Source organism: Ureibacillus xyleni, from assembly GCF_900217795.1.
In the GTDB taxonomy this organism is placed as follows: domain Bacteria; phylum Bacillota; class Bacilli; order Bacillales_A; family Planococcaceae; genus Ureibacillus; species Ureibacillus xyleni.
In genome coordinates, this window is sequence record NZ_OBMQ01000025.1 from 1,851 (window position 1) to 4,814 (window position 2,964).

General features: G+C 51.7%; 1 rRNA gene. It reads left to right on the forward strand.

Going from position 1 to position 2,964, the window contains the following annotated elements:
* The first annotated feature begins 26 nt into the window (after positions 1-26).
* Positions 27-2,945, forward strand: a 23S ribosomal RNA gene (locus tag CRO00_RS19740).
* Positions 2,946-2,964: the final 19 nt, after the last annotated feature.

Consider the following 2,964-nt stretch of genomic DNA (forward strand, 5'->3'; position numbering starts at 1 on the left):
TTTTAGAGAAGTGTAACTAACGTTTAGGTTAAGTTATTAAGGGCGCACGGTGAATGCCTTGGCACTAGGAGCCGATGAAGGACGGTACTAACACCGATATGCTTCGGGGAGCTGTAAGTAAGCTTTGATCCGGAGATTTCCGAATGGGGGAACCCACTGCTCGTAATGGAGTAGTATCTTGACGTGAATTCATAGCGTCATGATGGCATACCCAGGGAACTGAAACATCTAAGTACCTGGAGGAAGAGAAAGAAAATATTCGATTCCCTAAGTAGCGGCGAGCGAAACGGGAAGAGCCCAAACCAAGAGGCTTGCCTCTTGGGGTTGTAGGACACTCTATATGGAGTTACAAAAGAATGGATTAGATGAAGCGATCTGGAAAGGTCCGCCATAGCAGGTAAAAGCCCTGTAGTCGAAAGTCCATTCCCTCTTGAGTGTATCCTGAGTACGGCGGAACACGTGAAATTCCGTCGGAATCCGGGAGGACCATCTCCCAAGGCTAAATACTCCCTAGTGACCGATAGTGAACCAGTACCGTGAGGGAAAGGTGAAAAGCACCCCGGGAGGGGAGTGAAATAGAACCTGAAACCGTGTGCCTACAAGTAGTTAGAGCCCGTTAATGGGTGATAGCGTGCCTTTTGTAGAATGAACCGGCGAGTTACGATTACGTGCAAGGTTAAGTTGAGAAGACGGAGCCGTAGCGAAAGCGAGTCTGAATAGGGCGAAGGAGTACGTGGTCGTAGACCCGAAACCAGGTGATCTACCCATGTCCAGGGTGAAGGTGAGGTAACACTTACTGGAGGCCCGAACCCACGCACGTTGAAAAGTGCGGGGATGAGGTGTGGGTAGCGGAGAAATTCCAATCGAACTTGGAGATAGCTGGTTCTCTCCGAAATAGCTTTAGGGCTAGCCTCGTGATGAGAATACTGGAGGTAGAGCACTGTTTGGACTAGGGGGGCATCTCGCTTTACCGAATTCAGACAAACTCCGAATGCCAGATATTTATACACGGGAGTCAGACTGCGAGTGATAAGATCCGTAGTCAAAAGGGAAACAGCCCAGACCACCAGCTAAGGTCCCAAAGTAATCGTTAAGTGGAAAAGGATGTGGCGTTGCTTAGACAACCAGGATGTTGGCTTAGAAGCAGCCATCATTTAAAGAGTGCGTAATAGCTCACTGGTCGAGTGACGCTGCGCCGAAAATGTATCGGGGCTAAACGATTCACCGAAGCTGTGGATGTGCATCTTGGATGCACGTGGTAGGAGAGCGTTCTAAGGGCGTTGAAGTCAGACCGGAAGGACTGGTGGAGCGCTTAGAAGTGAGAATGCCGGTATGAGTAGCGAAAGATGGGTGAGAATCCCATCCACCGTATGACTAAGGTTTCCTGAGGAAGGCTCGTCCGCTCAGGGTTAGTCGGGACCTAAGTCGAGGCCGACAGGCGTAGACGATGGACAACAGGTTGATATTCCTGTACCACCTCCCCGCCGTTTGAGTAATGGGGGGACGCAGTAGGATAGGGTAAGCGTGCGATTGGTTGTGCACGCCCAAGCAGTAAGGCGTGGAAGTAGGCAAATCCGCTTCCTATAACGTTGAGCTGTGATGGGGAGCTCTTATAGAGCGAAGTACCTGATTTCACACTGCCAAGAAAAGCCTCTAGCGAGGCGGGAGGTGCCCGTACCGCAAACCGACACAGGTAGTCGAGGAGAGAATCCTAAGGTGTGCGAGAGAACTCTCGTTAAGGAACTCGGCAAAATGACCCCGTAACTTCGGGAGAAGGGGTGCTCTCGAAAGAGAGCCGCAGTGAATAGGCCCAGGCGACTGTTTAGCAAAAACACAGGTCTCTGCAAAACCGTAAGGTGACGTATAGGGGCTGACGCCTGCCCGGTGCTGGAAGGTTAAGAGGAGGGGTTAGCGTAAGCGAAGCTCTGAATTGAAGCCCCAGTAAACGGCGGCCGTAACTATAACGGTCCTAAGGTAGCGAAATTCCTTGTCGGGTAAGTTCCGACCCGCACGAAAGGCGTAACGATCTGGGCACTGTCTCAACGAGAGACTCGGTGAAATTATAGTACCTGTGAAGATGCAGGTTACCCGCGACAGGACGGAAAGACCCCGTGGAGCTTTACTGTAGCCTGATATTGAATTTTGGCACAACTTGTACAGGATAGGTAGGAGCCAGAGAACTCGGAGCGCCAGCTTCGAGGGAGGCGTCGGTGGGATACTACCCTGGTTGTGTTGAAATTCTAACCCGTACCCCTCAATCGGGGTAGGAGACAGTGTCAGGTGGACAGTTTGACTGGGGCGGTCGCCTCCTAAAAGGTAACGGAGGCGCCCAAAGGTTCCCTCAGAATGGTTGGAAATCATTCGTAGAGTGTAAAGGCACAAGGGAGCTTGACTGCGAGACCTACAAGTCGAGCAGGGTCGAAAGACGGGCTTAGTGATCCGGTGGTTCCGCATGGAAGGGCCATCGCTCAACGGATAAAAGCTACCCCGGGGATAACAGGCTTATCTCCCCCAAGAGTCCACATCGACGGGGAGGTTTGGCACCTCGATGTCGGCTCATCGCATCCTGGGGCTGTAGTCGGTCCCAAGGGTTGGGCTGTTCGCCCATTAAAGCGGTACGCGAGCTGGGTTCAGAACGTCGTGAGACAGTTCGGTCCCTATCCGTCGTGGGCGTAGGAAATTTGAGAGGAGCTGTCCTTAGTACGAGAGGACCGGGATGGACATACCGCTGGTGTACCAGTTGTCTTGCCAAAGGCATCGCTGGGTAGCTATGTATGGACGGGATAAGTGCTGAAAGCATCTAAGCATGAAGCCCCCCTCAAGATGAGATTTCCCATTACGCAAGTAAGTAAGATCCCTCAAAGACGATGAGGTAGATAGGTTCGAGGTGGAAGTGTGGTGACACATGGAGCTGACGAATACTAATCGATCGAGGACTTAACCAATTTTAGCTTGAAGTTTGTA